The sequence below is a fragment of the Gordonibacter sp. RACS_AR68 genome (assembly GCF_030418485.1).
GTDB lineage: Bacteria > Actinomycetota > Coriobacteriia > Coriobacteriales > Eggerthellaceae > Gordonibacter > Gordonibacter urolithinfaciens.
Window position 1 is genome coordinate 55471 of sequence record NZ_JAIPUP010000001.1, and the last position, 25997, is coordinate 81467.

The 25997-nt window shown below is 62.7% G+C and carries 22 protein-coding genes; 4 read left to right on the forward strand and 18 right to left on the reverse strand.

Translation table 11 applies throughout. From position 1 onward, the window contains the following. Positions 1-16 precede the first annotated feature (16 nt). From K9U15_RS00225 to K9U15_RS00275, 11 genes are all read right to left on the reverse strand, one after another. Positions 17-1444: a glycosyltransferase gene (locus K9U15_RS00225; protein WP_301155403.1), complete on the reverse strand. Its 1428-nt coding sequence runs from the start codon at positions 1442-1444 to the stop codon at positions 17-19. Next, the gene (locus tag K9U15_RS00230) at positions 1441-2556 is read right to left on the reverse strand and encodes a HEAT repeat domain-containing protein (RefSeq protein ID WP_301155404.1); all 1116 of its coding nucleotides are present in this window, start codon (positions 2554-2556) and stop codon (positions 1441-1443) included. Before K9U15_RS00230 ends, K9U15_RS00225 begins: the two co-directional genes overlap by 4 nt. Beyond that, positions 2553-4793, reverse strand: a complete 2241-nt coding sequence (locus K9U15_RS00235; RefSeq protein WP_301155405.1) for a hypothetical protein — start codon at positions 4791-4793, stop codon at positions 2553-2555. Before K9U15_RS00235 ends, K9U15_RS00230 begins: the two co-directional genes overlap by 4 nt. 15 nt (positions 4794-4808) lie before the next feature. After that, a complete protein-coding gene (locus K9U15_RS00240; protein ID WP_123673189.1) occupies positions 4809-6371 on the reverse strand; it encodes a CotH kinase family protein in 1563 nt (520 codons plus the stop codon). Between the two features lie 10 nt (positions 6372-6381). Further along, positions 6382-7065: a DUF4956 domain-containing protein gene (locus K9U15_RS00245; protein ID WP_123673186.1), complete on the reverse strand. Its 684-nt coding sequence runs from the start codon at positions 7063-7065 to the stop codon at positions 6382-6384. A 12-nt stretch (positions 7066-7077) separates the two neighbouring features. Then, complete coding sequence (locus tag K9U15_RS00250; protein ID WP_123673185.1) at positions 7078-7773, reverse strand: polyphosphate polymerase domain-containing protein; 696 nt, start codon at positions 7771-7773, stop codon at positions 7078-7080. A 193-nt stretch (positions 7774-7966) separates the two neighbouring features. After that, a complete protein-coding gene (nrfD, locus tag K9U15_RS00255) occupies positions 7967-8860 on the reverse strand; it encodes an NrfD/PsrC family molybdoenzyme membrane anchor subunit (protein WP_087190083.1) in 894 nt (297 codons plus the stop codon). 6 nt (positions 8861-8866) lie between these two features. Next, on the reverse strand, positions 8867-9409 hold the full coding sequence (locus K9U15_RS00260) for a 4Fe-4S dicluster domain-containing protein (protein WP_096227701.1): 543 nt from the start codon (positions 9407-9409) through the stop codon (positions 8867-8869). Next, positions 9409-11610 carry a molybdopterin-dependent oxidoreductase gene (locus tag K9U15_RS00265; protein ID WP_096227700.1) on the reverse strand — a complete coding sequence of 734 codons (2202 nt, stop codon included), beginning with the start codon at positions 11608-11610 and terminating at the stop codon, positions 9409-9411. Before K9U15_RS00265 ends, K9U15_RS00260 begins: the two co-directional genes overlap by 1 nt. 50 nt (positions 11611-11660) lie before the next feature. Continuing rightward, positions 11661-12341 (reverse strand): molecular chaperone TorD family protein, encoded by a 681-nt coding sequence (locus K9U15_RS00270; RefSeq protein WP_301155406.1) that lies wholly within the window; start codon positions 12339-12341, stop codon positions 11661-11663. 73 nt (positions 12342-12414) lie between these two features. Continuing rightward, positions 12415-13176, reverse strand: coding sequence for a ferredoxin-like protein (locus K9U15_RS00275; protein WP_096227698.1), 762 nt, complete (start codon positions 13174-13176; stop codon positions 12415-12417). Positions 13177-13565: 389 nt separating this feature from the next. On the opposite strand from K9U15_RS00275, the gene K9U15_RS00280 reads away from it, so the two are divergent. Beyond that, positions 13566-15704 carry an aldehyde ferredoxin oxidoreductase gene (locus K9U15_RS00280; RefSeq protein WP_096227697.1) on the forward strand — a complete coding sequence of 713 codons (2139 nt, stop codon included), beginning with the start codon at positions 13566-13568 and terminating at the stop codon, positions 15702-15704. A 184-nt stretch (positions 15705-15888) separates the two neighbouring features. Here the strand turns inward: K9U15_RS00280 and K9U15_RS00285 are convergent, their stop codons facing one another. The 5 genes from K9U15_RS00285 to K9U15_RS00305 are packed head-to-tail and all read right to left on the reverse strand — an operon-like array spanning position 15889 to position 21344. Further along, positions 15889-16611 carry a ferric reductase-like transmembrane domain-containing protein gene (locus K9U15_RS00285; RefSeq protein WP_123673183.1) on the reverse strand — a complete coding sequence of 241 codons (723 nt, stop codon included), beginning with the start codon at positions 16609-16611 and terminating at the stop codon, positions 15889-15891. Between the two features lie 4 nt (positions 16612-16615). Further along, complete coding sequence (locus K9U15_RS00290; RefSeq protein ID WP_301155407.1) at positions 16616-17341, reverse strand: molecular chaperone; 726 nt, start codon at positions 17339-17341, stop codon at positions 16616-16618. 60 nt (positions 17342-17401) lie between these two features. Beyond that, the gene (locus K9U15_RS00295; protein ID WP_096227694.1) at positions 17402-18067 is read right to left on the reverse strand and encodes a 4Fe-4S dicluster domain-containing protein; all 666 of its coding nucleotides are present in this window, start codon (positions 18065-18067) and stop codon (positions 17402-17404) included. Between the two features lie 13 nt (positions 18068-18080). Further along, on the reverse strand, positions 18081-20570 hold the full coding sequence (locus tag K9U15_RS00300; protein ID WP_096227693.1) for a molybdopterin-dependent oxidoreductase: 2490 nt from the start codon (positions 20568-20570) through the stop codon (positions 18081-18083). 15 nt (positions 20571-20585) lie between these two features. Further along, complete coding sequence (locus K9U15_RS00305; RefSeq protein WP_301155408.1) at positions 20586-21344, reverse strand: DmsC/YnfH family molybdoenzyme membrane anchor subunit; 759 nt, start codon at positions 21342-21344, stop codon at positions 20586-20588. Positions 21345-21630: 286 nt separating this feature from the next. Between K9U15_RS00305 and nrfD (K9U15_RS00310) the strand changes: the two genes are divergently transcribed. Genes nrfD (K9U15_RS00310) through K9U15_RS00320 form a run of 3 tightly spaced genes read left to right on the forward strand, consistent with a single transcriptional unit; the run spans position 21631 to position 23943 of the window. After that, positions 21631-22497, forward strand: a complete 867-nt coding sequence (gene nrfD / locus K9U15_RS00310) for an NrfD/PsrC family molybdoenzyme membrane anchor subunit (protein WP_161959720.1) — start codon at positions 21631-21633, stop codon at positions 22495-22497. Positions 22498-22511: 14 nt separating this feature from the next. After that, entirely contained in the window at positions 22512-23000 is a 489-nt protein-coding gene (locus tag K9U15_RS00315; protein WP_087190054.1) for a GntR family transcriptional regulator, read from the forward strand. Further along, complete coding sequence (locus K9U15_RS00320) at positions 22984-23943, forward strand: slipin family protein (protein WP_227115124.1); 960 nt, start codon at positions 22984-22986, stop codon at positions 23941-23943. Before K9U15_RS00315 ends, K9U15_RS00320 begins: the two co-directional genes overlap by 17 nt. Before the next feature lie 107 nt (positions 23944-24050). On the opposite strand, the gene K9U15_RS00325 is transcribed toward K9U15_RS00320, so the two are convergent. Beyond that, positions 24051-25127 (reverse strand): hypothetical protein, encoded by a 1077-nt coding sequence (locus tag K9U15_RS00325; RefSeq protein ID WP_301155409.1) that lies wholly within the window; start codon positions 25125-25127, stop codon positions 24051-24053. Further along, positions 25124-25741, reverse strand: a complete 618-nt coding sequence (locus K9U15_RS00330) for an iron-sulfur cluster assembly scaffold protein (protein WP_087190057.1) — start codon at positions 25739-25741, stop codon at positions 25124-25126. The genes K9U15_RS00325 and K9U15_RS00330 overlap by 4 nt, the downstream gene beginning before the upstream one ends. Positions 25742-25997: the final 256 nt, after the last annotated feature.

Consider the following 25997-nt stretch of genomic DNA (forward strand, 5'->3'; position numbering starts at 1 on the left):
TCCCCATTTGGGACACTCAGTTCTCGACGTCGATCTTCTGTCGCTTGATGCTGCCCCAGCGGCCGCGGTTGCGGCGATAGCCCAGCAGCGCGAACATGCGGGTGGTGGCCAGGACGAAGCGGAGCACCGTCACCTCGAAGAGCGACAGCAGCAGCGCCTTCGCCACGTCGCGCGGGGAGAGCTTGAGGTCGCGGGTCTGCACGCGCGAGAAGAACGCCGTGAGCGACATCACGGCCCCGAACACGGCGTAGATGCCGAAGAACATGATCATGAACGGGATGTTGATGAAGTTGAACGCCACAGCCACCGCCACCGTGGCCAGGCCGAACAGCTCGATGGCGGGAGAGAGCAGCTCGTAGATCAAAAAGTACGTGTACGAGAAGAAGCTCACCAGACCGAACCGCAGGTTGGCGAACATGCGCCAGTGCTTCGTCATGGTCTCGAACAGGCCGGTGTGCCAGCGACGCCTCTGCTTCACCAGGTCGCGCAGGGTCTCGGGCGCCTGACTCCAGCAGATGGCGTCGGGCGCGTACTTTATCAGGTAGTCCCTGCCGTTGGTGCGGCAGAACACGTGCAGCTTCGTGACCAGCTCCATATCCTCGCCCACCGTGTCCAGGTCGTAGCCGCCGCACGCGATGGCCAGGTCCTTGCGGAACAGCCCGAACGCTCCCGAGATGATCAGGTTGCCGTTGAACTGGTCGAACAGGATGCGCGCCGACAGGAAGGAACGATCGTACTCCAGCACCTGCATGGCGGGGATGATCTTCTTCGGCAGCGAGTAGTTGGTCAGGCGGCCATCCTTGATGCTGATGCCGTTGGAGATGCGCACGAGCCCGCCCACGGCCACCACGTTCTCGTGCTCCACGAGCGGCGCGGCTATCTCGCGCAACGAGTCGTACTGCAGCACGGAGTCGGCGTCGATGCAGATGAAGTAGGGGTACTGCGAGGCATTGATGCCCATGTTGAGCGCATCGGACTTGCCGCCGTTCTCCTTGGAGATGAGCGTGACCGGAATGCGCCCCACGCGCCCGTACCACACGCCGCGCTCGGGCGCGCAGGGCACCTGCCGGCGGACGGGCCGGTCGATGGGGTGCAGGTCGAACGCGTCGATGACCGTCTGCGCGGTATCGTCGGTGGAGCCGTCGTCCACGACGATCACCTCGTAGAGCGTGTAGTCCAGGTTGAGCAGCGAGCGCAGGGAGCTTTCCACCGTCACGCTCTCGTTGTAGGCGGGCACGACGATGGTGATGGGCACGTAGCAGTCCACCTCGAGCGTGCTCTTGTAGTGGGCCTCGCGCTTGCGCCGGTACAGGATGGACGAGCCCACCGTCACCGACAGGAACAGAAACGTCGAGTACCCGATGAGGTACAGCACGAAGAACGCGCCGACGAAGTACAGGAAGCCCTGCACGATCGCCGCGGCTGTCACGGTGGTGGCGATCATACCGGAAGCGCCTCCTTCCGCTTGCGCTCCTCTTCCTCCACGCGCTTGAGCTCCCAGTGGTAGGCGAGCATGTCGCGCGCGTAGGCGTCGGGGCCGTTCATGACGTCGGCGAGGTCGTCGAGCGCGAGGCCGTAGTCGTACAGGGTCTTCGCCGCGTTGTTGCGCACGAACCACGAGGGGCTCGAGAGGCACCCCTTCAGCGCCTCGACGGCCTCCATGCCGGGATAATTCGACAACGCCGTGGCCGCGATGGCCCGGTACTCCCAGCGCGCCGGATCGTTGTCGGAGGCGAGTTTGAGCAGGTCGGCCTCGGCGGCCGGCCAGTGCCGGCGCATGAAGTAGCGGATGCACGCGAGGCGCACTTCGAGGTCCTCCCGCTCGTCGCGCATGAGGGCGAGGATGACGTCGGGATCGCCCAGACCCGCCATGCGCAGGTAGTTGACGAGGGCCGCGACGGTGTGGGGGCTGAAGCGCCCGACGCGCTCCTTGAGCTCGGCCTCCAGCTCCGTCGCCTCGCCCGCGAACGCGAGCGCGGCCTCCGTGATGAGCTTGGGGCTGTGGAACTCCCCGTCGCGCTCGAGCGTGGCGATAGCCTCGGCCAGCGCGCGGGCGCTTCCCACCTGCGAAAGCGCTTCGAGCGCGTTCTGCCGAGCGTAGAACGAGCCCTCGCGCACGTAGCGCAGGAGCGCCTGCTCAACGGTGTTGCCGGCCGGCCGTTCGCGGTACCAGCGCTTCACGATGTAGGCGAAGTAGGCGCGGTGCAGGTCGTCCTTCTTCGCGAAGTGGTAGGTGAGGTGGTCGAACACCGTGGCGATGCCGTGCAGGTAGCGCTCGCTCTTGGCGGGGTTCTGCTCCAGCAGATGGCCCATGGTCAGGTCGAACGACTCCATGCCGGCCATCCGGCGCATCGCGCGCTCGAGCGTGCGCTTGTGCTCCTCGGTGGGAAACGCGGCGTTGCGCTCGATCTCGTCGCCCAGCAGTTCCGCGAGCCGCTTCGTCCGCGCGTCGAAGCGCTTCGCGTGCAGCTTCTCGTAGGCCAGGTACCCGAAGTTGAACGCGATCATCATCACGCTGATGAACAGGTAGAACGCTATGAGCCACTCGATCTTCACGAGGTGCCGCCCGCTACGACGGCATCCGTCGTCTCACCACCCGTTGCCGCGTCCTCGCGCCACAGCTCCTCGGCCGGGACGCCTTCCGCCCACATCCGCTGCACGATGTAGTAGCTCTCCTTCAGGCGCTCGTGGTACGTCACCTTCGTGCCCCAGCCCTTGAGCGGCTTCTCGAACAGCGGGATGGCCTGCCCGTCCGCGCCGTCACCCACTCCCACGTACATGCGGTCGATCTTCATGTTCTCCACGCCGTAGTGCTCGTAATAGTCGTCGTGGATCTGCATCTCGGAGGGATTCGAGAAGTTCAACAGCTGCCACGGCAGCTTGATCTCCACGAACCCGTCGCCATAGCAGAAGTCGGCCATCGAGTCGAAGTTTTCGTGCGCGGGGTTCGCGTCCCCGTAGACGAGTTTGCCGGTCTCGTAGGACTCGAAGTAGAAATTGTCCGCGATGGCGTTCTTCTGGTTGGCGACCGCATCTGCAATGGCCTGGGTTTCCGTTATGGTCTGCAGCACCAGGTCGATGTGCTTGAACCGGGTCGTGTCCTTCGCAGGGATGTTCTCATAAGGATCCTCGCCGGTCGTGGTGCGCAACGCCATGGCGCGCATGACCTCGTAGCGTTCCTGCACCAGCACGCGGCTCTCGTCCTCGCCGTCGAGCACGATGAGGAAGTCGGCCGCACGCTCGAACGACACGACCGGGTCGGCGCTGGCCGTTGCGCCCGTCTTCTGCGTCGTGTCCACTGGCAGGTACAGCGGCGTGCCCGGTCCGACGTCGCTTCCGCGCACCATGAGGTACACAAACTTCTCGTCGTACTTCATCGACAGCGTGCGACCGTCGGCCTCGCCGATCACGTCTGCGTCCGTCCACTCCTCGTCGTCGCCGTCCGCATAGCTCACGCTGCGCTCCGTGCCAGGGTCGAACGACAAAAGCCCGAAATACTGCTCGTTGGTCTGGTAGTCGCTCCAGTAGGGCGTCTTCAGCAGATCCACGTTGGCCATGGTGTTCCACGTGCGTTTGAACCATTCATCTTGCCAGGTGAAGATCACCGACCCCGCGCATCCCGAAGCCATGATATCGACATAGGAGCGAACGATGGCCCTCCCTTGGTCGTCCTCGCTCATGCCGCCCTGGTTGCGACCGGTGTTCGCGTCCACCTGGGCGCGCCCGCGCGAGCTGGGCACGCCGAACTCCGATATGACAACCGGCACGCTGTGGTGCGCAACGAGCGTCTCCAGATACGCGCGGTAGGTGTTCACCTGGCCCGTATCGTCCACAGCGTTGGCGTATTCGGGCAGGTACTGCAGGTAGTCGGGATAGTAGGGGTACACGTGGTAAGAGGCGAACATGCCCGACACCACGGTCTCCTCGGCCACGATGTTCTCCACATCCACCTGGCTGTACTTCTCGAAGAACAGCTGCAGCGGCAGCGGATAGCTCATCGGGTCGGTGGTGGGCCAATTGCTGAAAGCAAGCAGCCGCTGCTGCTTGTAGCGCTTGGACTCGTAGCCCATCAGGTCATCGCCCACCTGGGCGAGCATGATCTCGAACGCGCTCGCCTCCGACGTGCTGCTCACGTAGGAGCCATGGTAGGTGCCCATGCCCTCGTGCGTGCGATCGGTGTAGATGACGGTAGGCGCCTCCCATTCGACGCCCAGGATGTAGCCGAGCACCCATGGCGAGATGTCCTTCGTGTACATGCCCGTTCCGGACAGCCGGCCAAGCTCGATCCAACGTTGGCCGTGTATCACGTCCACCACCGCGCGCGCATCCTCTTTGAACCGCCCGAGATAGGCGGGGTCGTATGCGTCCATATGGGAGTTCTGCGCGTAGTCATCGATCCACACGCCGTGGATGAGGTAGAGCGGATCGGGATTATCCTTGTTGAACTCGTAGAAGGCCTCGTAGAAGTCGGTGCCCAGCAGGATGTAGACGCGGATGGTGTTCGCACCCATATCCTTGACCTGCTGAAACCATCGCAGGTACGTCTCCTTGTCGATGGCGTAGTCGGTGGCGAAATGCCCGGGGATGCCCGCGCCCATGTCCACGCCGCGTATCTCGAAATCCTCCCAACCGTCGCCGCGATCGATCTGGATCGCACGTCCCTCTTGGCGCACCCAGGCGGTCACGGGCTTTGAGGGGTCGAGATCGATGCTCACGCTCGTGCCGAACACGGTGAACGCCGCACAAGCCGCCAGCGCGAACAGGCACGCGGCAGCGATGATGAACTTCTTCACGGACCCCCCCCTTCCCTAATGGTTGAACTTCTTGACGGCCGACTCATGAGAGTATTGGCGCAGATGCTCGATGGAACCGTCGAGCCACGCACCGCGCTCCGTCACGAACGACTTCAACTGATCGATGGCCTCGTCGAACGAGCGCGGGTTCCGCTCGTCAGGCTCAACCTTCTGCGCATGGGAAACATTTTCAGCGTCGAGCAGATAGCCCCACACCTTGAAGTTGCGCTCCACGACCGGGCCCAGGTACTCCGTCGTCTCGTCGATGTAGGCGTTGAGGTGCTCCTCGCTCAACGCGCCCGCCCGAAGCTCCCTATAGCGGCTGATCACGCGCTCGGTGAACGCCTCGTCTTTGAATAGCATGAAGTACCACGCACGATCGACCAGGTAGAACTTGTCAGTAGGCGTGGCCAGTCGATAATTGTCGAACACGTTGTTGAAGTCCCAAGGAGGCCCCAGCGTGAGCTTGCCCCGAACGTCCTTGTACAGATACGTCGAGTAAGCGGCGAAATCGTCGTTGATGACGAACTCGTTCCACACGAAAGAATCAACGAAGCTGTCGACGTCGATGTAGTTGGCGTATCCGTAGTCGCGGGTGTCGTAGTCGTACGAGAACAAAGCCTTCTCGAACGAGCTCACATCCTGCTCGATCCACGCCTTCTGCTCATCGGTGAGCGTGGTCGCGTTCGGATACTCGATGTTCATGTACTTGCTCAGGCGCAGCGTGTAGCGGAGGAAATCCGAGATGGTCAGCGGACCGGAGCCCGTCAGATCTATGCCGAGCACGTAGCTGGTCGTGGGGCTTTTCGGATCGGCGGGGTTGAGGTCGAGCCGGCCGTCCTCCACCTTCACCGTCTCGGTTGCCAGATAGAGTCCCTGGTACTCGCCGTCGATGAACAGCTCGCAATAGCGCACGTCGGGCACGTAGTCGTTCATGAACTCGCCAGCGATGCCGTACGCCAGGTAGTTTCGCATGAGGGTCTTGTCGAGCGAGGGACCGTGCAGCGTCCACGTCTCGCTCTTCGCCATGCCCAAGAACTCTTGGTCGTTGTCGGTTCCGTCGCTTTTCACGAACGTGATCTGGTAGTTCTTCTTGTCGAAAGCGCGCGATGAGTTGCCGCGGATGCGCAGCAGGCACGAGCTTTCAATCTCAGGCTCGTCGGAGAGCCGGTTCGCGCGCACCGCGTCCTGGCTCTCGGCGTCGAAGGCGACCAGGCTGGCGGTGATGGACGGCTCGCCGGAAGGCGCAGCAGTGACGACGGCCCGGCCGTCTTCGCCTTCGATGGTCTTGCCGTTCTCGTCGCGGACGAGCTCGCCCGGTATCTCCTGCCCGCCGGTGTCGATGCTCACGACCGGCAGGTGCGAGGCGAAGGTGGCCGCATCGGTGTTGGTGCCGGACGCCGCCGCGCGGTCGGCCTCTGGCAGGTCGGCCAGCTGCTGGGCTTTTTCATGCTGATGGTACCGCTCCGGCAGCAGCTTGTTCGCGTCCGCCAGCGTGCCCACGACGCCCGCAGCCACGACGGCCGCGATGGCCGCCACGGCTATGAGCTGGTATTTCCTGCCTCGCAATGCCTCCATGGCCAACGCGCTAGCTGCCTATCTCGTCGTTTTGCGCCACGATGTTCACGTAATCGATGCCACCGAGGGCGTACAGCTCGTCGGTGATAGGGCGCTCGGCCTTCTTCTGCGCGCGGTCGAGCATGCCGCGGGACAGCTCGAACATGAACTCGACGTCGGTTTCCGTGGTGTTCTTCACGCGCTGCACGGCGCGGCCGCCGAAGTACTCGTACACCTTGCCCTCGATGGGCAGCTCCTGCGTGCGCGCGGCGCGCACCACCAGAAGGGTCCGCACGTCGTTGCGCACGCGGCCCAGGATGAGCAGCACGACGAACACGGCCACGCTGCCGATGGCCGCCGCCAGGAACATGCCCACGCCGCAGCAGATGCCGCAGATGATGGCCCAGAAGATGTAGGTGGTGTCGCGCGGGTCCTTGATGGCCGTGCGGAAGCGCACGATGGACAGCGCACCCACCATGCCGAGCGACAGCGCGATGTTGTTGCCGATGACCGTCATCACCGTGGCCGTGAGGATGGTGAGCGTGATGAGGTTGATGTTGAACTTCTGCGAGTAGATGGTGCCCGCATGCGAGATCCAGTACGACACGAAGATGGCCAGGCCGATGACCACCGACACGCCCACGCGCAGCAGGAGGTCCTCCACCGTGGGCGCGCCCGTGGTGCCCTGGAACAGCTGGTACAGTTGCTCTTTCACGCTCTCTCCTCTTTAGAACTGGTACGCCATGCGCGCGCCGCGCGCCAGGCAGTACTTGCTCACCGACAGCTCGCTCTTGTCCGCCATGTTCAGCACCGACCGGACGTAGCTGAGCAAAAAGCCGTCGAACTTCACTTCCAGCACCACGTTGAACGGGTCGAACACCGGATACAGGGGCAGCTTCGGGTCGAACAGGTCGCAGTTCAGCTCGGTCGCGCGGATCGACCGGTCGAACGTCACGCGCGTCTTGTTCTCCTTCGCGATGAAGGCCGTGCGGTCGTACTCGACGACGGCCTTCGGCCGATAGCCGTTGATGCTCATGAGCGCGTGCATTTCCGCGGCGAAGGGCTCCTCGCGATCGAGCAGCACGTCGAAATCGCCGTCGATGAGGCGGCGCGCCTCGGCCTGCGTCAAGGGCAGCGAGCGCTTCCGCTGGTTCTCTCCCTGCTTCTGCTTGAGCTCCAGCAGCGCGAAGTCCGCCGCTGGGTCGTACACGCGCAGCCGCACCTTGCGGCGCGGATCGGTGCCGAACGTCTTCTCGGCGAAGTCGCGGTCGTGCAGCGTGTCGAAGTAGAGCGACCTCACCGGATAGCCGCGTGAGCCATTGTGCGGATCGCCGGGCATCACTTGCGAGAGCAGCCCTTCGAGCTTCTTCGCACTCGTCAGGTCGACGAGGAATTTCTTCTCTTTTCGGCTAATGTTTCTCATGCGTGACTCAGGCTTCTCTTTATTAGAAAGCTGATTTTACCGTTCCCCGAAGGCCCGTGCAAAATTTACGGTTCCGCAACACTTCAACTCAATCAACGGTTGAGTCAACCTACACACCGTCCCTTTCATGCAAAAAAACGCCGCCCCTCGGAAGGGGCGGCGCGTGGCAGATGCACTACTTGTTCGGTCGAAGCTACAGCATGGGCACCGTGATCGTTACCGGCAGGGCCGCCATGACCACCAGGAAGCGCAGCAGGAAGCCGCCTACCAGCACGCCGGCATCGGAGCCGAAGCTGATCCAGTGGGCCTTGCGGCTCTCCTCGAACTCCTTCGGGCTGAAGAACAAAAGCCATGTCTCCAGTGCCGTGGGCAGCACGAGGCCGATAAGCACCAGGCCGATCCAGAACAGCGGCGCGTACTGGCCCACCAGCAAGCTCATGACCGAGTTCCAACCCGCAACGGAGTTGAAGCTGGTAATGAACATGAGCGAGGCCACCAGCACCAGCTCGATGATGGGCAGGCAGAAGTGGAACTTCTTCAGCACGCCCACGCGGTTGAACTCGTCCGCATGGCGGATAACGGCCACCAGCAGCACGCTGGCAGCACCGGCCGAGACGGCCGACACCAAAAACAGGATGGGCAGCAGCGCGTTGTTCCACAGCGGGAACGTCTTGCACACGCCCAAGAGCGCGCCGGTGTACACGGCCACGCACACCGCGAACACCACGCCCACGATGTCCAGCCACACCGGCACCGACTTCTTAAGGAAGTCCAGCACCACCACGACCAGGGCCACCACGGTGAAGCCGCCCAGGAACACGACGCCCCACGTCATCACGGAGCCGAAGTTCGTCAGCAGCAGCGCGAAGCGCAGCGGGTTGTGCAGGCCTCCCTCGGCATCGAACATAAGTAGCACCAGGCCGATGATGACCGCGATGGGGGCGATGAGGTGCCCCACCTTGCGCATCGACACGGCCTCGGGATGGCGCCAACCCAGGAAGGCGGAGGTGATGAACGCGCCACCGCCCAGACCGGCGAGGAACAGGTACCATGCGATGATGGCGCCCCAGATAGGTTCAAAAGACATCGCTCATCACCTCACGTAGAATACTTTGGATTTGGTCAGGTCGCCCGCTATGGGCTGGGCGTTCGTCGCGGCGATCTCCTTCGAGATATCGCTTTCGGGATCGTCCAGGTCGCCGAAGATGCGGGCGTTCGTCAGGCACGCCTCCACGCACGAGCACATCTTTGTGCCGCTCGTCTCGGCCGACACCGTGCAGAAGCGGCACTTGTCAACCGTGCCCGTCTTCTCGTTGTGCACGCGAACCTGGTAGGGGCAGGCGGCCATGCAGTACTTGCAGCCGATGCAGCGCCCCTCGTCCACTCCCACGATGCCATCGGCACCGATGAAGGCCGCGCCCGTGGGGCACACGGCCACGCAGGGGGCGTCCTCGCAGTGCATGCACTGCAGCGGCACCGTCTCGATGGCCACGTTGGGATACGTGCCCGTCTCGTGCTCCTCGTAGCGGATGAAGTCCTGCGTGGGCAGCAGGTCGTTCTGGCGCTGGCAGGCCACGCGGCACGCGTAGCAGCCGATGCATTTCTTGGTGTTGATGAGCATTCCGTAACGGGCCATTACGCACCTACCTTCTTAACGGTCACGACCGCCTCCTGCGTGCATGCGCCCCCGTAAGCCGGCTCCAAATGGAACGGCACGAAGTCCATCTGGCGCAGGCCCACCTCGTAGGCGGTGTGCTGGTCGGGCGACGAGCAGCCGTAGTGGCTGGGCATGTACAGCGCCGTGGGGTTCATGCGCTGCGTCACCTTCGCGCGGACGCGGCCCGTGTGCTGGGGGTTCGACACCTCCACCTCGTCGCCGTCCTCGATGCCCAGGCGCTTGGCCACGTCGGCGTTTATCCAGACGCGGGTCAGGTCGTAATCCTTCGTGATCTGCATGAGGTCTTCGATGTTCGCGGTCTGCGTGTGGCTGTGGATGGCCTGCTTGCCGCCGATGAGGCGCAGCTCGTCGCCCATGGGCATGACGGCCGGCTCCACCCACACGGGTGCGGCCGACAACCCCGCCTTCTCGCACGCTTCGCTTGTGAACTGCACCTTCTCGGTAGGCGTCTTGAACTTCGGCGCCGTGCCGTAGGCGAATTCCTTCTCGGGGAAGTGCGCCGTGCCCGTCTGCTTGAGCGCATCGAGCGAAAGGCCCACCGTCTGCAGCTGCGCGTCGGCCAGCTCGTCCACGCCGAAGCGGAAGTACTCGCCCACGCCGCACGCCTCGGCCAGCTCGGAGAATATCCGGTCGACCGGCTTCGTGTTCGGGTGCACCACGTCGATCACCTGGTCGCGCAGCGCCACGGCCGGCACCTTGCCGCCGATGAACTCGGGCAGCTCCAGGCGCTCCAGGTAGCTCGTGTCGGGCAGCACGTAGTCGGCGAGCATCGCCGTCTCGGACATCTGCACGTCCACGACCACCATGAGGTCCAGCTTGCCCAAGAGCTCGGCGAGCTTCGCCGTGTTCGAGTAGCCGGCGGCCATGTTCGAGTTGTAGAAGAACATGCCCTTCACGGTACCGTCCTCGGCGGCCTGGGCGGCGGCGAGGTTCGTGCCCATGCTCGACAGCGCGAGCGGGTACTCGGCCGCGCCCACCTGCTTGCCCTCGGGCTTCTTCGGGTCGGCGAAGCGCTCGTCGGCCAGCTTGCCGGCCGACACGCTGGGCGTGAACAGGGCGCCGCCCTTCTGGTTCCAGCAACCCAAGAGCGTGTTGAACAGGCAGATGGCGCGCGCCGTCTCGCCCGAGTTCTCGTACGAGCAGCCGAACGCACCGCGCCAGCTGGGCTCGATGGAGGCCGCGGGGGCCGCCTCGGCGAACTCCATGGCCAGGCGCGCGATGGTGTCGGCCGGGATGCCCGTGACGCCCTCGGCCCATTCGGGCGGGTACTCCGCGAGCTCCTTTGCCCACTCGTCGAAGCCGACGGTGTTCGCGGCCACGAACTCCTTGTCGTAGCGGCCGCGCGTCACCAGCACGTTGCTCATGGCCAGCACGAGCGCGAGGTCGGTGCCCGGGTTGATGGGCACCCATTCGTCGGCGAACACGCGGCTGTTGTTGCAGCGCGGGTCCACCAGCACTATGTGCGCGCCCTTCTCGTGCGCCTTCTGCAGCGCGACCACGGAGCTGGGGCGGATGGCGTCAGCGTAGCTGCGGCCGATGAACATGGTCATCTTGGAGTTCGCCACGTCGGACGAGTAGCTGCCCGTGCCGATGGCCTGAGTCATGCCGCTTTCCTTGGACAGGTTGCAGGCGGCGCCGTGCGTGTACACGTTCGCCGACCCCAGCGCGTTCATGAAGCGCTTCGTGTAGTACTTGCCGCTGGGGCGCGGGTCCTGCACCATGGCCAGTGCCTGCGGGCCGTCGGCGTCGATAATGGCGCGCACCTTCTCGGCAATCTCGCTGTACGCCTGGTCCCACGAGATGGCCTCGAACTTGCCCTGCTCGTTCTTCTTCAGCGGGTCGGTGAGGCGATCCTCCGAGTAGGCGATCTGCGAGTAGCCGTAGCCGCGGGCGCAGAGCTTGCCCTTGGAGTAGGGGTGGTCGGCATCGCCGATGAGCTTCGTCAAGCGGCCGTTGACCACGTAGGCCGTGTAGCCGCATTTGCTCGAGCAGGCGTTGCACAGCGTGTGGACGGTCTTGGTCTCGCCGCCTCCCGATGCGTCATCAGCATGCGCCTGCTCCCAAGCGTCGAAGCCCATATAGCCGGCTGCCGCCGTGAGCGCAACCGCCCCAGCGCTGCCAGCCAGGAAGCTTCGCCTGGTTATAGCGTTTTCTGACATAGCTGTTTCCTCTCTGTATGCATGCACGTGAGTTCTCTTATCGTCGGCGCTCATGCGACCACCGCATCGGCGGTCGTCTGCTGCGCGCGAATGGCCAGGATCACGTCGACGAGCCCGATGTAGAAGCGGGCCTCGTCCTCCAAGGTCAAGAGCCGCATGCGGTACGCGGTGAGCCAGGCGAAGCGCTCCGCGAGGAACTGCCGGGCCTCCTCCCGCATGCCGGACCGCAGCATCACGGCCACGAGATCGAGCTCGAGCGCCAGGTGGTCGGGGCACGCCGAGAACGCCGGCGGCACCTCCATGCCCAGCCGCTCGACCAGCTCGCGCAGGTAGTGCGCCGAATCTCCCAGGTACAGCCCCTGTTGCTGCGAGAACGGAGCGGGCGCGGCCCCTGCAGACCACGTGCGGTAGAGCGACTCCACCGGCACGGCGGACTCGGGGAGCCCTCCCGTGAAGTGGCGGGCGGCGAAGGCCTGCTTCTCGTCGTATGCCGGCGGCGCGAACAGCGCGTTCACCTCGCCCGACGACAGGAACTCCTGCAGCGGGCAGCGCTTGCGCGCCCGTGCGAGGGGGGCTGCCTGCACGCCCAGCTCGTCTGCCTGCATGACGCGGCGGGCACCGTCGAGGAAGTCCGACCACAGCGAGCTACCCACCAGCTGGCTCCAAGAGCCCTCGTCCACGGGGCCAAAGCACTGGGCAAGCACCGAGAACACGGCCTCGTCTTCCATCATCGCTCATCCTCCTTTCCGTTTTCGCTGCTTTCCGAGCCAATGGCACGGAAAGCGGGGGCTGCACCGGGCGTCATCACGCCTGCACGAGGGTCGTCGTCCTCACGACGCCCTGGTCGATGACCTTCTGCGCGATATCCTCCCAGTCGATGAACTTGATGGCGCCGTTCGGGCACTGCTCGGCGCAGCGGCCGCACGAGATGCACTTCGTGGACACGCCCGTCTCGGAATCCACTACCGGCATGTTCCACGGGCACGCCTGGCTGCACATGCCGCAGCCGATGCAGCGGTCGGCGTCCACCTTGCGCGCACCGGACTTCTCGTCGGCGTAAATGGCATGCACGGGGCAGTAGTTCATGCACGCGGGATCCTCGCACTGCTTGCAGTGCTCCACGGTGAACTCGCAGTTGCCGTAGGCACCGTCGGTGCTGCCCACGTTCGTGCCGAAGTTGTAGTTGGGCCACACGCGAACGCGCGCGATGTGCTGGCAGACGCGGCCGTCGTTCTTCAGCGTGCACGCCATCTCGCAGCGCTGGCAGCCCGAGCAGCGGGCGCGGTCGGTCACGATCATCTTCGTGGGCGTCGTGCGGATCTCGATGCGCCCGGAGGCGATGGACTTCGACGTCACGCCCCACGAGGCCAGCACGCCGCCGACCACGAGGCCGGCAACGCCGCAGCCCGCCATGGCCAGCACGCTGCGCCGCGTGAAGGTTTTGCTTTTACGATCCCCCTCGCCTGCCACGTTCTCGGGCGCGGGCGCGGTTCCGTTCGTCGCAGGCGCGCCGCTCGGGACGCCCTGGTCCTCGGAGGTGTTCTGGTGCAGATTGGAATCTGACATAGCCTGGTGCTCCCTCCCTCACTTAAGTTCCGTGAGTGTCGTTTCCGTATGCCTCCCCCGCCGGCGCGCTCGTGCTCGCTCGTCTCCCCGCCGTCGCCTTCGCGCGGCGGGCGTGCGCCCTCGGGGTGGCTGCGCTCGGCTCGCTTCCGATTCGCGGTACCACACAACACTTGGAAGTATGCCGTGCGCTGGATGGACGCCCTCCCCTCTTTGAGGGAATTCTGCTTCCTGAACGGCGATTTTGCGGAATTACCCCCAAAGAGGGTATACCCTGGGCGCGCGGGTCGGCATACTGGCGGCACGACGATTGTTGTCAGCGCTCGCATCGCGGCCGACGGTTCCCACACAACACGAACCTCAGTAGTCTATCCAAGATTTGGAGATGCAACATGGCTGACGAAACATCGTACGGATGGGCCGGTAAGATCCTCCGCGTCAATCTGAGCACCGGCTCGGTCACGACGCAACCGACCGACCCCTACAAAGAATATATCGGAGGCATGGGCCTGGCGAACAAGATCATGTTCGACGAGGTTCCCGCCGGCACCGATCCCTTCTCCCCCGAGAACAAGATCGTCTTTGCCGTAGGCCCCCTCACGGCCTCCGGCGTGCCCCTGGCCGGCCGCACCACCATCTGCTCGCTGTCCACGTTCTCGAAGGACCACCTCATCGTCGATGCCCACTGCGGCGGCATGCTGGGCGCGAAGATCAAGCTGGCCGGCTACGACGCCATCGTGGTGGAGGGCGCCTCCAGCAAGCCCGTGTACCTGAACATCAAGAACGACCAGGTGACCATCAAGGACGCCTCCGGCGTGTGGGGCCTGGGCACCCGCGCCGCCACCGAGGCGCTCTGCCGCAAGGAGAGCGTGCAGGCCTGCGTGGCCGCCATCGGCCCCTCGGGCGAGAACCTCACGCCGTACTCCTGCATCATCAACTCGCGCAACCACTCCGCCGGCGCCGGCACGGGCGCGGTCATGGGCTCGAAGATGCTCAAGGCCCTCGTCGTTGAAGGCGACGGCTCCGTGAACGTGAAGGACCCGCAGACGGTGGCCGACCTGTCCGACTACATGCTGCGCGAGATCATCGGCTCGAACAACAACCACGTGGTGCCTTCCACCCAGCAGGAGTGGGCCGAGTACTACGACAAGGGCTCCCGCTGGACGGCGCGCAAGGGCCTGTTCTGGGAGGCCGCCGAGGGCGAGCCCATCGAGACGGGCGAGCCGAAACCCGGCGAGATCAACACCGTGGGCTACCGCTGCATGAAGTCCACGAAGGACCTGGGCGAGGCCGCCTCGAAGTACACCATCAAGATGAACGGCTGCCACAGCTGCCCCATCCACTGCTACTCCGACCTGCGCGTGGAGGGCACGAAGGAGACCACGGGCTACGAGACCGCGGGCAACACCTGCGCGGCGAACTTCCCCGTGAGCGTGTACATGGAGCCCTTCCTGAAGATGGGCCTGAAGGACGACGGCGACCTTTCCATCCTGTGGGACACCACCACGTCCAACACGATGGACAACCTGGGCCTGTGGTGCAACTACGCCCAGCTCTACCGCGACATCGCCTACTGCCACGCCAACGGCGTGTTCAAGCGCGTGCTGCCGGCCGACGAGTACGCCTCCATCGACTGGGGCAAGTTCGACGCCGATCGCCGCGACCCCACGGTCATGATCGAGATCCTCACGAAGATCGCGCAGAACGACTCCGAGATCTCGTATCTGGCCCACGGCCCGTACGTGTGGTGCGAGCGTTGGAACGAGCAGGCGTGGTTCGACAACGCGAAGTCCACGCTCATCAACTACCGCGGCTGGCCCGTGCACCACGCCATCGAGTGCTTCGGCCAGGTGGGCGCCGTGTACAACATGATGTTCAACCGCGACGACATGATCCACTCCGCCGTGAACTTCCAGGGCTGCGGCCTGCCCTTCGAGCTGAAGCAGCAGATCGCCGAGGAGGTCTGGGGCGGCGCCGACGCCATCGACCAGGACAAGAACTACACGCCCATGAACGACCACAAGGCGAACTTCGCCTGGTGGAGCCTCGTGACCGACGTGCTGCACGACTCGCTCACGCTGTGCAACTGGGTGTGGCCCATGACCATGAGCCCCACGAAAGCTCGCAACTACCGCGGCGACCTCGACCTGGAGGCCAAGTTCTTCAAGGCTGTGACCGGCGAGGACCTGACCACCGACGACCTGTACCAGGCCGGCGCCAAGATCATGACGCTGCAGCGCGCGAACACGGTGCGCGGCATGACGAAGGCCGACGGCTCGCTCGGCAACAACGACTTGCGCGCCGACCACGACGTGATCACCGCCTGGGCCTTCGATAAGGACCCGGACAAGAAGCCGTTCACGGAAGGCACTGACAAGATGGACCGCGACGACTTCCAGACGGCACTCGGCATGGTGTACGGCAAGTTCGGCTGGGACGAGAAGCTGGGCTGCCCCACGGCCGCCTGCCTCGACGCGTACGGCATGGCCGACGTGAAGGAAGAGCTGCAGTCGCTCAACCTGCTGCCGTAAACTGACAACCCCGAGCAGGCGCCGGCCTCCCCCTCCTTCCCCTTTCCCGGCGCCCGCACCCTTATACATGCAGAAGGCCCCGACATCGTCGGGGCCTTCTGCATGGAGGCGCGGGAGCTGCATCAAAAGCCTCGCCTCGCCGTCTCTCCCGGGGCGAGCGTAGGGCAAGAGCAGAGCACCTGCCCTACGAGGCGGTCCCCTGTCGGGCTTGCGATCTGGGGTCTTTGATACAGCCCCCTGATTCCCGCTTGGCGCGAGCCACGCGCAACACGGCGTACGCGCCGAACACGACCGTGTAAGCCGCCACGCTCTGCACGGCTGCAGCGCCACCACCGAGAGCGCTCGGCAGGAGCATGGCCAGCACGTGCACGTACGTCAAGCCGAAGAACACGTAAGCCCACTTCTGCACCTTGACCCATATCTGCTTGCTCATACGCGCCTTCACGGAATTGAACGACGTGACGCCCAGCACGACTAGCAGCACGGTGATAGCCGCTGCCACCGCCAACCCGACGGCAACGAAGGGGTTAACGCCACCCGCCCCCATCATGCGCGGCACGTACGACAGGCAGTACGCGACGATATGCCCGCATACCAGGATGCATGCGATGACGGAAAGCTCGGCACGGATGGGCATGAGATGCTTGCGCGGCCCCGAATCGCGCGGGAGCGCGCCGATGAACATCACCACCGCGAACAGCGCAACCGCAAGGGTGCCCTTTTGCAGCAGCAGGAACAGCACGCTGCGAACCGGAGCCGGCAACGGCAGCCAGCCCTGCAGCCCCGCAACGTAGAGCACCATCAGGATGCCTGCCGACACGTACCACGCCACCGGCACCTTTTTGATGGCCGGTTTCAGCAGAAACGCCGCCGCTGCCGTACATGCGAACACGATCAGAAACGTCATGCGATCACCCCTTGCAGGACGCAAAGCTCACAATTCCAATATCGGCTCCCGTTTCGGTCGCCAGTTCACCCAAATAGCGCACACCCAAACGGGCAAATGCACGATATTCTCCCAAGCGGCTGAAGTCCGCCACTTCCTGCATGAAAGCAGGAAGCCACTTCAAAGCATGATCGCTGGCAAACGAGCACAGACGGTCGCGCCATTCCCTCTCGGCGTCACCGTCTCCAACTCGAAGCGCCTCGCCGATACAAGCGTGTAGATGCGCCAGAAACTCGAATTCGTGGAATACGCTGTCGACAGGTTCTCGGCACAGATCGACCGTGACCACGCCCGCTGCTGCCATGCAGCGCTCGACGTCCATCGAAATGCGAGTTCGGAACAGCGACGGAGCTCCTTCGGCGCCCACCATACGATGTAAAAAAGGACTCTCGTAGGGCCAAATCGGCACGTCGACACCAGGTGCCAGGAAAAGGCGGCTGTACTCGCGTCGCAACAGCCCTTCGTCGGTTTCAGCGAAAGCCACAGCACAGCGACTTGACAAGCGCGCATCGCCCGCCGATTCCCTGCCGCACGCATCGACGATGCTCGCACGCCAATCATCGAGAAATGCCCCGTCGGAAAGCGCTTGGGCGAGCTTACCGTCCGGAAAGGAGAAGCCAGTCGCCAGAAGTGATGCGAGGTCGGATAAACCTACAGCCCGATGAAGCTTCCATTCGATGCCTTCACCCATATGAACCACTCCACCTATTGGGGAGCCGTCGCGCACAGCAGGACGCGACGGCTCAAACGGCTACTTTGTGAGATAGAACACATTGGGGCTGGTTCCCGCCGATTCGCGCAACTTGTAGTAGCTGCGCCCTTCGATGGCTTTCGATACATCGGACTCCGGGTCGTCCAAATCGCCCCAGAACCGGGCGCGACCCATGCACAGTTGCATGCACGCCGGCACTTCGCCACGATCGACCAGGTTATGGCAGAACGTGCACTTTTCCACCGTGCCAGCCTCGTGCGTCGGTGCATCAGCTTCACCCACCACAACATCGAGATAATACTCGGGCGCACCTTCGTTCATCGACCGCACGTGATCGTACGGGCATGCCATCATGCACGCGCGGCAACCGATACACAGCGAGTTGTCGACATATACGATGCCGTCAGCACGTTTCTTCGTCGCACCTGTCGGGCATACGCTCAGGCACGGGGGATTGTCGCAGTGCTGGCATTGCACTGGCAGGAATTCCAGCATGCAGTTTGGAAACTCGCCGAATGCATTATCGTTGGCAGTAGCGCCATGCACGACTGCCGTGCCGAAATCGTCCGGGTTGGTGCTCGTCCTTGTATACACCGTGTTGTAGGTTATATCCTTGGGCAGATTGTTGGCGATCTTACATGCCGTGGCGCATGCTTGGCAGCCAACGCAGCGCTCAAGGTCGATTGCCATACCATATCGAGTCATAGTATCAGTCCTCCTACAGCTTCTCGACGGCAACGGCCTGGTCGAAGTAGCACTGATTGCGCGTCACCTGGTTGTAGTCGTTAAACGAGATGGTTGCGAAATCTCCATCGATGTGCTCGCGCGTAAGGAAACTACGCGGGCAGTTGATGGTCTTGGGCGCTTGGCCGGCGTTAATGGTGGCCAACAGCGTTACCGAGCCCCTATCATTGTAGAGGCGCACGGTATCGCCCTCGGCAATCCCCAGCTCCTTGGCGTCATGAGGGTTGAAGCGCGCAACTGGCTGCCTCTCGTATTCCTTCATATAGCCCACATCCCACCACTGCGTGTGGTTGCGCGTGCGCATATGCTCGCCAAGCACAGAGTACGGATACTTCTCGCGAATGGGCGCTTCCAGGTTTGCCTCACGCGCCGGCTCCCAGTACAGAAGCAGGTGCTCCTTGCTCTCGTCGACTTCTTGGCCCAGGTTATATTCGGGAACGACCTTTTCCGTCCAAAGCTTGGCTCGGCCGTTCTGGTAGAAGAATTTACCACCTAGAAGCGGATTGTCTTTAAGTTGGTGATTGCGGGCAATCTTCGTCTCGCGAAGCGATTCGTATGTGACACCCTCCTTCTTTGCCACAGGACTGTCGAGCCACAGAGAAATATAGTCTTTTTCGGTGAAGTCGAAGAAATCACCGAAGCCCATGGCAGTTCCGATCATCTTGTAAATGTCGAAGTCGGGCTTGCTTTCGTACAGGGGCTCAATCGCCTTGTCGTTGTACAAAAGGTACGGCATGTTGTACGAACGAACGCGCACATCTTCGCACTCGAACCAATGGCAAGCTGGCAGCAGGATATCGGCATACAGGGCCGTGTCGCTCATGGTCATTTCCTGGACAACCAAAAACTCTATCTCCTGCAGCGATTTGATGGTCTCGTTCTGCTCGGTCTGGTTCGACACGATGTTGGTGCACGAGCAGTACAGGCTCTTCAGTGGGAACGGTTTGCCCAGTAATTCCTGGTCGTGGACAATGCCGTACAGCGCAGTCCAGTTGATATTGCGACCGGGACCCGCAGGCTTTTCGCCTTTGGAGCTAGGCTGGTTTATGCAGCCCTTTGAGTTGCTGATGCCGAAGCTGCCACCGCCGGAAATGACGCCTGCAGAAGGCTTGCCTATGTTGCCCGTGATAAGCATAAGGGCAAAGATGGCATCATAAGTGTAGATGGCATTGAAGTAATGGTTCAAGCCCTGGTTCATGCCGGTGAGCACGGGGCCCTCCTGGCCATACATGCGCGCAAGGCGCTTGATGTCTTCAACGGGCACGCCACAGGTCTCAGAGGCGCGCTCGGGTGTCCAAGCGGAAATAGCTTCGAGAATCATGCTCCACACCGGACGGATTCTAAAACCTTCTACCTCTCCGGGGATACCCTCGAGCGCAGGCATTTCGGCTTCTGAATAGGGCTTGACGGACTGTGTCGCCTCGTCCCACACCACTTCAGGGTCAATGACGGTAGGTTTGCCCGTCATAGCGTTCACCGGGCCCTCCTTAGCCGGAACACCCAAATCGCTCATGCGCAAGAACGTGTTGTCTTCTTTCACCAGGAAAGGAGCCTCGGTATGGGCTCGCAAAAATTCGGAGTCCTGCCAGCCCTGGGCAATAACTTCGCTCAAGATGCCGAACACAAGCGCACCGTCGGTTGCAGGATGGACAGGGACGTACCAATCGGACTTCGCTACATTGGTGTTGTACTGAATATCGATGGTGGTAAGCTGCGCGCCCGCCTCCTTCGCATCAAGGTAGAGGTGCATCATGCGCTTGCAGGAAACGGCGGGGTTGCAGCCCCAGATGACGATATGATTGGCGCCACTCCATTCTTTGGGGGACACGAACGCACCGCCAGGACCGAACATCTTCGACATGGCCGACTGGAACGCGATGTCGCGATCGGGAAGCACGCTGCAAGCGCCCATGACGGTCTGCAGGTGCTGCATGACCGACCCGTCGGCTGTGCCGCCGCCCAGCACGGCCGTGTTGCCACTGCCCATGAAGAAGGCGATGGATTCCGGACCGAACTCCTCGCGATAACCCTTCCATTTGTCAGCGATCTCCCTGATGGCCTCATCCCAGGAAATGCGCTCGAATTCACCAGCACCACGCTCGCCCACACGGCGCATAGGGTATTGCAGGCGCCCGGCGCTGTAAACGCGAGCAGGGTGGCTTAAACCCTTCGGGCAGATATGTTCGTAGAACGGCTCTTCCTCGATGCGACCAGCCGTAGTGCGCACAATCTGACCGTCACGCACGTGCACGTTCAGATAACAGCCCTGAATGCACTGAGAGCGGCACGCACCTGAGAAGATCTCCTCAACGCCGGCTTTCGACGAGTCGGCCGCATGCGGGGCGAGTCCCTTGGCAGTAGCCGAGCAACCGGACAAAGCGCCGGCAGCAGTGAGGGCCGCGGCGCCCGCGATGAACGAGCGGCGGGTGAAGCCGCGGGATTTGCTGGAAGTAATGTCGGTCATTTTCTCCCCCTTACCTTACAGAGCGTATGCGGCGTAGAAGCCGTAACGGGCCAAGGCGACGCCGACGAAAGCGCAGGCGAACGCGGATAGCACGGCGGTCTTCGGCGACAACTTGCCCGACTTCGCCATGAACTGCAGCACGGCGGCTGCGGCCACGGCCACGGCGCCGATAACCAGCAGTACCATGTCCGCGCCGACACCCGCGAAATGCACGGCTTCCAACGCGATGGCGACGACGGCGAGCACGCCCAAGACGGCGGACGCCGTCAGGTACGTGCCGTCCTCGGCCAGCTTCGCCTCGAACAGCACCAGGAGCGCCGCGCCCATGGCCAGGTTGCCCAAAATGAACAGCGGGAACGTCTGCCACGATGCCCATGCCGGGATGCCGACCGACATGAAGTAGGCGTTGGCCATCACGAACGTGAGGCCGAGCGCCGCGACGGCGCCCACGATGCGCAGCGCACGCGGCGCAGAGCCCTTTACCTTGGAAACCACCAAATCTATGATCAGGATGACACCCAGGCCCATCGACCAGTATGCCTCCTGAGCAATCATGGCGCCGGGCTGCGTGAGCGCGATGAGCATGCGTTCGGGACGACCTAGATGCAGCGGCAGGCCCACCAAGCCAACGGCCAAAAGGATACCGCATACCAGCGGAAACAGCCACGCCTTCTTGGCATCCTTACCCACCGGGAGCACGGCGCTCACCGCATAGGCACCGGCGGCCAGGCCGGCCAAAGTCGTGAACAGGAACAATGGGAATTCAGAAATCATTGCAACACCTCGCTATCAGCTTCGGTGCCGAAGATGGGCAGGTGCTCGCGCGACGCGCCATCCTTCTTCGGACAGACCCCTAACAGGATGTGGGCGACCCACCCTTTGTTACGGTTCGCCCACTGAATGGAAACACGCCATCCCCTCCGCGGCCGACGGACGATGCCGTATTCATTCACTGGTGACATAGTATTGCGATTCACTGTTTCAGTCAATAAGTATTTCCCTAGAGAATCATTTCGTGGGATAATGCCGGAAGACTCGATCGGAATGAATGCGGGGTGCTTTGTACGGATCTTTGGTCATAGTGTATTTGTTCTTGGGCGGCGCAGCTGCAGGCGCGCTTTTCGTCATGTCTGCGTGGAGTTTCGCTTTTCGCCGCTCCGAGAACCCTGCCCGCCTGCTCACAGCATTCGAGTCGTTGCGCAGCCGAACATACACCGTGGGTTTTCTGTTGCTCGCTTTCGCTATGATTTGCCTGCTCGGAGACTTAGGGAACCCCGGGCGCGCTTTGATGGTGTTCTTTCTTCCCCATCCCACTGTCATCACCTTCGGTGCCTATACGCTCGCCATCGAAGCCCTTTTGGCGGCGCTTCTGCTGGCGGCATCGCTGCCGAACAGCCCCCTTACCCTTCGCGGGCGTTGGCTGGATATCGTCGAAGCCCTTTGCTGCATCGGGGCCCTGGCGACGATGGCCTATACGGGAATATTCCTTTTCCAGGGCAGCATCCCCTTTTGGAATCATTGGTCAATCATCGTCCTGTTTGTGTTTTCCTCTCTTTCATCGGGAGTATCCGTCGTGCTGTTAATCGACTGGTTCACGCAAGGTCAGTCCCTTTTGTTGCGCGCGACCAAGCCGCTCCAGATATGCCATGTGGCCTGCCTTGCTGCAGAGGTGGTATTCTTGACCTTATTCGTCAACGCGGCTTTTCGGAACCCCTTGGCAGACGCTTCCCTCAGCCTTTTGATGGAACCCGAGATGCTGGCCATTGCGGGCGTAGGCGTGATTGGCATGGGAATCGCGCTGCCCATTACGCTCGAAACCTACTCGATTACTCGAAAGGAATGCCGTGCCATACCTGTCTCGGACTTCATTTGCTTGCTTGGCGGATTATGCTTGCGTTATTGCCTCATTACATGCGGAGTCCATTGACTGAGGCCTGATACATGGACTCCACCTATTCTATCCAGCTCGATCTAAAAGGTGACAGATTGCAAAGTAACGACGACAACCCGTTGTTTCGCGTGGACGAGACATCCGACCTGCCCATCTGGGCTCAGTTGCGAAACCGCTTCGCCTATCTGATTCGCACGGGATTCTTCAAACCCGGCGAACAGCTCCCAAGCGTGCGCAGCATAGCCGCCGAAGCCAAGATCAACTACAACACCGTGACAAAAGCGTACCGCGATCTCGAGCTTTCAGGGCTGGCTGTATCCGCACGAGGACGCGGCATGTTCGTTCAAAGGAACATCTCGTCGGAAGAATCCGAAGAAGACGCCATCGACGCGCTGCTTGAAAACTGCATCAGGCAATACCGATCGAAAGGCATGACGTACCGCGAAGCACGCGAGCGCATGCTTTCGATTATCGACGAACTGGAACGCAAGGCCCGAAAAGCGGAAGAGGAGAAGAGCGAATATGGGATTGTTCAATAACAGAGCGAAAGCCGGCGCCTCGGGCAGCGCGAATGCTCGATCCGGCGAAATCGAATTTCTCAATTCACCGAGCACCAGGCACGTTGACGACAATGCCTCGAATGTTTTCTCGGCCTTCGTCTTTGTCGCCGTATTCGCGGTCGTCGCTTCTATCGGATATATGTCAACAGGGGAAATGAGCATCTGGGTGCTATGCTCGAGTCTCGTTTTTGCAACCATCGCCATCTTCACGGTACATATTGCCTCGCAGTGGGAACGCGACGTCATCCTGCGATTCGGCGCATACAACCGCATGGCAGGCCCCGGTCTATACCTCACCATCCCGTTCATCGAGCACGTTGCCCTGAAGGCAGACTTGCGCACCATGCTGACGGGCTTCAGTGCAGAAGAGATCCTGACCTCCGACCTCGTGCCTGTTAACGTAGATGCCGCCATATTCTGGATGATCTGGGATGCCGAAAAGGCATGCATGGAGGTGGAGAACTATTACGACGCCGTATCCATGGCGGCGCAAACCGCCCTGCGTGATGCAATCGGACGAAACAGCCTCTCCGACGTAACGGTTCATCGCGACAAACTGGACCAGGAATTGCGCGAAAAAATCGAAGAGAAGACAAACTCGTGGGGCGTATCCATCATGTCGGTGGAAATCCGCGACATCGTCATCCCCAAGGACCTCCAAGACACCATGGCCGCAGCAGCAAAAGCGGAGCGCGAGAAGGACGCGCGCATCGTGCTGGCGGAAGTAGAGAAAGACGTGGCCGCCATGCTGCACGATGCCACCGACATCTACAAGGAAGACGAGCTTGCTTTCAAGCTGCGCCAGATGCATCTCGTGAACCAAAGCCTGCGGGAATCGGGTGGCTCCCTCGTAGTGCCGAGCGCCTACGCCGAGGGCTTCGTTGAAAAGGCTCCCGGCAAAGCCGCTCCTGAGCACAAATAAACCGAATCTCGTGGCAGGGAGGCATGCGAGACATCGCCCCGCCTCTCTGCCACCCAACCCTTCTGCGCGAGACACAGGGACGGGGATGATGCCTCATCCCCGTCACCCTACAAATGCATCTTGCGCTCCACCGCGTCCCATTCGGCCAGCGAGGCGGCGTATGCCGGGCTCAGGTGCTCCGTCGAGAAGTAGTAGACGTCCCCGTTCGAGGCTGTCGTCTGCTGGATGTCGGGATAGGCGCCCGACTCGCGCACGATATCCCATGTCTGGGCGACCGCATCCTCTGCCAGGTTGAACGGCGGGTTGCCTAGGCTGGATGCGGCGAGCGGGCGCGGATATATGCGAGAGTCCTCGCGCACGCAGTCCACGAACGTCACCACGTTGTCGTCCTCAGCCGCCAGGAACGCCCAGTGCGCGTAGGCATCGGTCATGACGGTGCGGTCGTACAGGTAGTAGCTGTGCGCGCCCACCAACGCCACGATACCCGAGCAGTCGATGGCACGCTCCACGGGCTCGGCCTCCTCGTCAGGCACGAGCACGAATTCGCCCTCCATCTCCACCAAGCGGTAGCCAGGGGGAAGCTCCACGCCTGCAAAAGGGTCGCCGCCATCATCGCCCTCGGGCGGCGCCGTGGCCGGCGACGCCTTCACCGTCTCACGGGCAGCAGCCGTCTCCGAGGCCGACGGCGCGCCCTCTAAGGCTTCGCCCGAAGCATCGGCAGCTGCCGGATCGAACGACACCTCGTTGCAAGCCGTAGCCTCGGCATCTGCCACCCCAGCGCTTGCCTCCTCGGCATCCTCCGGCTCGGCATTCGCGAACACGCCGTCCGCCGCCGCCTCGGCAGGCGCAGAGCCCCCGAACGCCCGCGGCACGCCCACCGCCCGCGTGGCCGTGCGGTACACGGGCGCGGCATCCGCCTCGTCCTCGGCCTGGGCCGCGCGCTCGTCCTCCAGATACTCGTACACGAGCATCTCGAACTCCTCGGCATCCAGATGCTCGGGCACCAGGCCGATCTCCGGCCAGCGCGTGGGTTCCACCAGCGCGCTCTGCGCCGACTGCGCGCGCACGTCGTCGAACACGTCCGCCAGCGCGTTGTGCTCGGCCAGCTCACGCGCGGCGGCATCCTCGGACGCAGCCTCGCCGAAACCGTCCGCGCACGCCGGCCCCATCGCCTCTTCGCTCATGCGCGCACCTCTTCCGCCCCGTCGTCCTCGCCGCCGAACAGCAGCTCCACCCGCGCGTCGCGCAGCGAGCAGTGCTCGCACATGGCACAGGGGATGGACAGCTCGTCGCACGGCACCGCACGGTCCAACTCCTCGATGGACGCACCGCGACGGATGAGGAAGTCGCCCACGAGGGCGCGCACGCCTTCCGTGGCGAAGTACGTCGTGTGCAGCTTGTCCGACGGCACGCCGTCAAGGGCAGCCTTCACGTCTTCGGGCCTTATGGCCAGCGCTTCCGCGAACGTCTTGCCCTCTACCATCGAGCAGATCGTGCTCGCGCACGCCGTCATGGCCAGGCAGCCGCGCGACTTGAAGCCCATGCGCACGAACGTCTCCGCCTCCGGATCGATGACGGCGAACAGACGCAGGGCCACCTCGCCGCGCTTCGACTTGCCCACCATGCTCTGCGCGTTGAAGCCCTCGGGGGCGCCGCTGTTCTTGAAGTTCGCCACCACGGCCAAAAGCGTGTCCGAGTAGCCGCCCGTACCCGCCTCGACCTCCGTCTGGTACACGTCGGCCGTGCGGATGACGGCGCGCTCGTCTGGCTCGACGTACACGTTCCTCGACTCTCCCATCGCCTGCTCCTTCTCGTCGTCAGACCGTCCGCCGAACGACGAAGCGCGAGCGGACGGCAGCGGAAAGCTTCACCGAATGGTTCAATAATGCACGTTGCCCCCGCGCCGGCCTACCCTCTTTAGGGATAAAATTCGGTTTCGCGGCGGAAAGTCCTGCTATCCTGATTTCCACGCCGCGCGAGAACGAGAGCGCGGGAATAGTTGACCCAGTTTGTTTACAAAAAGCCGACGACGATTACGCACGGCGGCCGAAGCG

What these genes read in the sequence shown, in the direction of transcription:
- K9U15_RS00225 (WP_301155403.1), bottom strand. Translation starts at nt 1,444, where the DNA reads ATGATCGCCACCACCGTGACAGCCGCGGCGATCGTGCAGGGCTTCCTG.
- K9U15_RS00240 (WP_123673189.1), bottom strand. Translation starts at nt 6,371, where the DNA reads ATGGAGGCATTGCGAGGCAGGAAATACCAGCTCATAGCCGTGGCGGCC.
- K9U15_RS00250 (WP_123673185.1), bottom strand. Translation starts at nt 7,773, where the DNA reads ATGAGAAACATTAGCCGAAAAGAGAAGAAATTCCTCGTCGACCTGACG.
- nrfD (WP_087190083.1), bottom strand. Translation starts at nt 8,860, where the DNA reads ATGTCTTTTGAACCTATCTGGGGCGCCATCATCGCATGGTACCTGTTC.
- K9U15_RS00260 (WP_096227701.1), bottom strand. Translation starts at nt 9,409, where the DNA reads ATGGCCCGTTACGGAATGCTCATCAACACCAAGAAATGCATCGGCTGC.
- K9U15_RS00265 (WP_096227700.1), bottom strand. Translation starts at nt 11,610, where the DNA reads ATGTCAGAAAACGCTATAACCAGGCGAAGCTTCCTGGCTGGCAGCGCT.
- K9U15_RS00270 (WP_301155406.1), bottom strand. Translation starts at nt 12,341, where the DNA reads ATGATGGAAGACGAGGCCGTGTTCTCGGTGCTTGCCCAGTGCTTTGGC.
- K9U15_RS00275 (WP_096227698.1), bottom strand. Translation starts at nt 13,176, where the DNA reads ATGTCAGATTCCAATCTGCACCAGAACACCTCCGAGGACCAGGGCGTC.
- K9U15_RS00280 (WP_096227697.1), top strand. Translation starts at nt 13,566, where the DNA reads ATGGCTGACGAAACATCGTACGGATGGGCCGGTAAGATCCTCCGCGTC.
- K9U15_RS00285 (WP_123673183.1), bottom strand. Translation starts at nt 16,611, where the DNA reads ATGACGTTTCTGATCGTGTTCGCATGTACGGCAGCGGCGGCGTTTCTG.
- K9U15_RS00290 (WP_301155407.1), bottom strand. Translation starts at nt 17,341, where the DNA reads ATGGGTGAAGGCATCGAATGGAAGCTTCATCGGGCTGTAGGTTTATCC.
- K9U15_RS00295 (WP_096227694.1), bottom strand. Translation starts at nt 18,067, where the DNA reads ATGACTCGATATGGTATGGCAATCGACCTTGAGCGCTGCGTTGGCTGC.
- K9U15_RS00300 (WP_096227693.1), bottom strand. Translation starts at nt 20,570, where the DNA reads ATGACCGACATTACTTCCAGCAAATCCCGCGGCTTCACCCGCCGCTCG.
- K9U15_RS00305 (WP_301155408.1), bottom strand. Translation starts at nt 21,344, where the DNA reads ATGATTTCTGAATTCCCATTGTTCCTGTTCACGACTTTGGCCGGCCTG.
- K9U15_RS00315 (WP_087190054.1), top strand. Translation starts at nt 22,512, where the DNA reads ATGGACTCCACCTATTCTATCCAGCTCGATCTAAAAGGTGACAGATTG.
- K9U15_RS00320 (WP_227115124.1), top strand. Translation starts at nt 22,984, where the DNA reads ATGGGATTGTTCAATAACAGAGCGAAAGCCGGCGCCTCGGGCAGCGCG.
- K9U15_RS00325 (WP_301155409.1), bottom strand. Translation starts at nt 25,127, where the DNA reads ATGAGCGAAGAGGCGATGGGGCCGGCGTGCGCGGACGGTTTCGGCGAG.
- K9U15_RS00330 (WP_087190057.1), bottom strand. Translation starts at nt 25,741, where the DNA reads ATGGGAGAGTCGAGGAACGTGTACGTCGAGCCAGACGAGCGCGCCGTC.